The following is a 3,956-nucleotide window of genomic DNA, read 5'->3' on the forward strand; positions in this document are numbered from 1 at the left end:
TAATATTACCTTTCTGATTATGTCCACCTCATTTCTTAGTCCTGAGGTTCTATTATAATAGATTTAATAGTATTTGGGACATAGTCACTTGTGATATATTAAGACATTATCATATATGGATCATATTCGACTAAAAAAAATCCCGCAATCTATTGACAGGAGCCCTGGGATACGTTATACTTTCATCTGTAAAGCAGTTAAGCTTTACGGAAAGATAGGAAGATGCCCATGATTGAAAAAAAAGTGGAAGTGTCAGTACTTTATGATTATTATCAGGAACTGCTGACGAAAACCCAGCAAAATATTATTGAACTGTATTTTAACTACGACCTTTCCCTTACGGAGATTGCGGAGGAAATCGGAATTTCCCGACAGGCGGTTTACGACCATATTAAGCGTACGGAAAAATTACTTTTTGAGTACGAAGAGAAACTCCAAATGGTCCAAGGGGATAAGGGACGAAGAGAAAAAATTCAGGAATTACTAAAAGAAATGGAAGAGCTTCAGCACCGGGATCAGGATCCTATGCTTCACAGGGCCTTTGAAAAAATCCGGGAGCAGCTGGAGCAATTGTAAATAATAAAAAACCCGAGGTGTTTATATGATATTTGAAGGATTAGCAGAAAAACTGCAAAATACCTTTAGCAAACTAAAGGGTAAGGGAAAACTTGATGAAAAAGATGTAAACGCCGCCATGAGAGAAGTCAAGATGGCCCTTTTGGAAGCAGATGTCAACTTTAAAGTGGTAAAGGATTTTATCAGCCGGGTGAAAGAACGGGCTGTAGGGGATGAAGTGCTGGAAAGCCTGACCCCGGGACAACACGTGATCAAAATCGTAAAAGATGAACTGACCCATTTAATGGGAGAGACCCAGAGCAAAATCAATTTCAGCAACAAACCGCCTACCGTTATTATGATGGCAGGTCTGCAAGGGGCGGGAAAGACGACAACCTGTGGCAAGCTGGCCAAACTCCTGAAAAAAGAAGGCAAGCGACCCTTACTGGTAGCCGGTGATATTTATCGACCGGCGGCGATCAATCAGCTGGAAGTTGTAGGAAAACAAGTGGAAGTTCCCGTGTTCTCCATGGGAGACAAAGAAAAACCGGTAAACATTGCCAAGGAGAGCATTCTCCATGCGGAAAAACACGGCAACGACGTGGTAATCATCGATACCGCCGGACGACTCCACATTGACGCAAACTTAATGGACGAGTTAAAGGAAATCGATCAGGGAGTAAACCCCCATGAAAAACTGTTGGTACTGGATTCCATGACGGGACAGGACGCGGTGAACGTTGCGAAGGAATTTAATGAAACCATAGAAATTAACGGTGTGATTCTGACAAAGCTTGATGGAGATACCCGGGGAGGCGCCGCCCTATCCATACGGGCCGTCACCGACAAGCCCATAAAATTTGTAGGAATGGGAGAAAAACTCGACGAGTTGGAAGCCTTTCACCCTGACCGTATGGCCTCAAGAATTCTCGGCATGGGAGATATGCTTAGCCTGATTGAAAAGGCGGAGTCCTCCTTTGATCAGAAAAAGGCTAGGGAAATGGAAGAAAAACTGCGGTCCCAACAGTTTACCTTTGATGATTTTCTGGATCAGCTGGAGCAGATTCGAAACATGGGACCCATCGGGGATATGCTTAATATGCTTCCCGGAGTGCCCAGTAAACAAATGAAAAACTTAAATGTGGATGAAAAAGAGCTCAATCACATTCAAGCGATTATACAGTCCATGACCAAGGACGAACGAACCAACCCCGGTATCATTAACGGCAGTAGAAGAAAACGCATCGCCGCAGGAAGCGGGACTTCCGTTCAGCAGGTAAACAAACTGATCAAGCAGTTCGAACAGACCCGAAAAATGATGAAACAGTTTAGCGGCAGCGGAATGGATAAGCTAAAGAAAAAAGGCGGAAAGATGAACATGCCTTTCTTTGGATAATAAATGTAATACATTCAGAGCATTGTAAGGAGGTGAAAAAACATGGCAGTAAAAATTCGATTAAAAAGAATGGGTGCTAAAAAAAGACCTTTCTATAGAATTGTAGTAGCTGATTCCAGATCTCCACGGGATGGACGATTCATTGAAGAGCTTGGATACTACAATCCGGTATCTACACCAAAGGAAATTAAAATCAATGGTGATAAGGCAAAGGAATGGTTAGGCAAAGGCGCACAACCTACAGACACAGTAAAGTATTTGTTTAAAAACAACGGTATTGTATAGTTTTCCTCATAAGGAGGTACTAAAATGAGCCAATTAGTTGAAATAATTGCAAAAGCCTTAGTAGATCATCCGGACCAAGTAACGGTAAAGGAAGTGGAAAGTGACCAGTCGGTTACCGTCGAGCTTCGAGTTGCCCCGGAGGATATGGGTAAAGTTATCGGAAAACAGGGTAAGATTGCCAAAGCGATCCGAAACGTGGTAAAGGCGGCTGCGGTTAAAGAAAACAAAAGAGTGGTTGTAGAAATTATGTAAGGATTAGGGTTCCCTAATCCTTTGTTTTTTTATAAAGCTTAAGTTCCTAAAGTGCATTTCAAGTGGAAAATTTAAATTTTTAAGAGGTGTTAAAATGGGAAAAATTCTTATAGGAGAAATCATTAATGTTCATGGAATAAAGGGGGGGCTGAAGGTTCGCCATTTAACCGATGATTTGGAGCGATTTTATGATCTGGACGATCTATACATAGAAGATCCGAAAACAAAGGAAATGCAGCTCTTCCAAATTGAGCGGGTCCAGCTTCATAAAGGCTTTATCATTCTGTATCTGAAGGGTTACGGCAACATCAATGAAGTGGAGCATTTTAAAAACCGCCACCTGTATATTGATAAGAGCCAAAGAAAAACCCTGGAAGAGGATACTTATTTTATTCAGGACTTAATCGGCTTAGAGGTGGAAAGTGAAAAGGAAGGCTCCCTGGGGGTATTGGAAGATGTTATTCAGGCGGGACCCAGTGAAGTCTATGTTGTCCGGGGAGAGGAATACGGTGAAATTATGATTCCGGCGGCGAAGGAATTCATCAAAGAGGTGGATCTGGAAAAGGGTAAGATGAAAGTGGAGTTAATTGAGGGGATGCTTCCATGAAGATCCATGTGATGACCTTGTTTCCTGAAATGTTTTCCGGGCCCTTAGGCAGCAGTATCATCAAAAGGGCAAGGGAAGATCAGAAGCTTTCCATTGAATACTACCAAATACGGGACTACTCCGCCAACAAGCACCAAAAAGTGGATGACTATCCTTACGGAGGGGGCTCCGGCATGGTCATGACGCCCCAGCCTATTGTGGATGCTTACCGGGATATTTTGAAAAACACGGGCAGGGAAAACCCGAGAACTATTTATCTGTCTCCTAAAGGAAAAGCATTTACCCAGGAAATGGCCATGGAACTTTCTCGGGAACCGGAGCTGATTTTTCTTTGCGGCCACTATGAAGGGGTGGATCAGCGGGTTATTGACAAAATTGTAACCGATGAAATCTCCATCGGGGATTACGTCCTGACCGGGGGAGAGCTTCCCGCCATGGTCATGATTGATGCCGTCAGTCGACTGCTTCCCGGAGTGCTTTCCAGCCCGGAAGCCTACCAGGAGGAATCCATTTATTCCGGTCTTTTGGAATATCCCCAGTATACCCGGCCTCAAAACTTTGAAGGAAGAGAAGTACCGAAGGTGCTTTTATCGGGAGATCATGAAAAAATTCGGAAATGGCGGCGAAGAGAATCCCTTTTGATTACCCGGGAGCGGCGTCCCGATCTTTTTCAAAAGATTGCCCTGACAAAAGAAGATTACAAACTGCTGAAACCCTAAAAGGGACCGGGAAAACTGGTCAATTGTAGAACTAAATGAGACTTTGTAAAGTTAAATAAGACCTGTCTAATAATCTTAAAAAATACAGGGTTTCATATCATTTATTTCTTTAAAAACGAGTATTCTAATGCTCGTTTTTATA

Annotated in this window: 6 protein-coding genes; all 6 read left to right on the top strand. The window is 42.8% G+C overall.

Translation table 11 applies throughout. The features are described from left to right. Positions 1–228 precede the first annotated feature (228 nt). The 6 genes from ISALK_RS14605 to trmD all read left to right on the top strand — a co-directional run bounded on the left by ISALK_RS14605 (position 229) and on the right by trmD (position 3,814). On the top strand, positions 229–576 hold the full coding sequence (locus ISALK_RS14605; protein ID WP_160723610.1) for a putative DNA-binding protein: 348 nt from the start codon (positions 229–231) through the stop codon (positions 574–576). A 25-nt stretch (positions 577–601) separates the two neighbouring features. After that, entirely contained in the window at positions 602–1,951 is a 1,350-nt protein-coding gene (gene ffh, locus ISALK_RS14610; RefSeq protein WP_160723612.1) for a signal recognition particle protein, read from the top strand. A gap of 42 nt (positions 1,952–1,993) precedes the next feature. Beyond that, on the top strand, positions 1,994–2,236 hold the full coding sequence (rpsP, locus tag ISALK_RS14615) for a 30S ribosomal protein S16 (protein WP_160723614.1): 243 nt from the start codon (positions 1,994–1,996) through the stop codon (positions 2,234–2,236). Positions 2,237–2,260: 24 nt separating this feature from the next. Continuing rightward, positions 2,261–2,488 (top strand): KH domain-containing protein, encoded by a 228-nt coding sequence (locus ISALK_RS14620; RefSeq protein WP_160723616.1) that lies wholly within the window; start codon positions 2,261–2,263, stop codon positions 2,486–2,488. Between the two features lie 94 nt (positions 2,489–2,582). Beyond that, positions 2,583–3,095 (top strand): ribosome maturation factor RimM, encoded by a 513-nt coding sequence (gene rimM, locus ISALK_RS14625; RefSeq protein WP_160723618.1) that lies wholly within the window; start codon positions 2,583–2,585, stop codon positions 3,093–3,095. Then, the gene (gene trmD / locus ISALK_RS14630; protein ID WP_160723620.1) at positions 3,092–3,814 is read left to right on the top strand and encodes a tRNA (guanosine(37)-N1)-methyltransferase TrmD; all 723 of its coding nucleotides are present in this window, start codon (positions 3,092–3,094) and stop codon (positions 3,812–3,814) included. Before rimM ends, trmD begins: the two co-directional genes overlap by 4 nt. The last annotated feature ends 142 nt before the right edge of the window (positions 3,815–3,956 follow it).

The sequence above is a fragment of the Isachenkonia alkalipeptolytica genome (assembly GCF_009910325.1).
Classification (GTDB): Bacteria; Bacillota; Clostridia; order Peptostreptococcales; family T1SED10-28; genus Isachenkonia; species Isachenkonia alkalipeptolytica.

Excerpts from the sequence above, each read along its gene's own strand:
- ISALK_RS14605 (WP_160723610.1), top strand. The coding sequence starts at position 229 with ATGATTGAAAAAAAAGTGGAAGTGTCAGTACTTTATGATTATTATCAG.
- ffh (WP_160723612.1), top strand. The coding sequence starts at position 602 with ATGATATTTGAAGGATTAGCAGAAAAACTGCAAAATACCTTTAGCAAA.
- rpsP (WP_160723614.1), top strand. The coding sequence starts at position 1,994 with ATGGCAGTAAAAATTCGATTAAAAAGAATGGGTGCTAAAAAAAGACCT.
- ISALK_RS14620 (WP_160723616.1), top strand. The coding sequence starts at position 2,261 with ATGAGCCAATTAGTTGAAATAATTGCAAAAGCCTTAGTAGATCATCCG.
- rimM (WP_160723618.1), top strand. The coding sequence starts at position 2,583 with ATGGGAAAAATTCTTATAGGAGAAATCATTAATGTTCATGGAATAAAG.
- trmD (WP_160723620.1), top strand. The coding sequence starts at position 3,092 with ATGAAGATCCATGTGATGACCTTGTTTCCTGAAATGTTTTCCGGGCCC.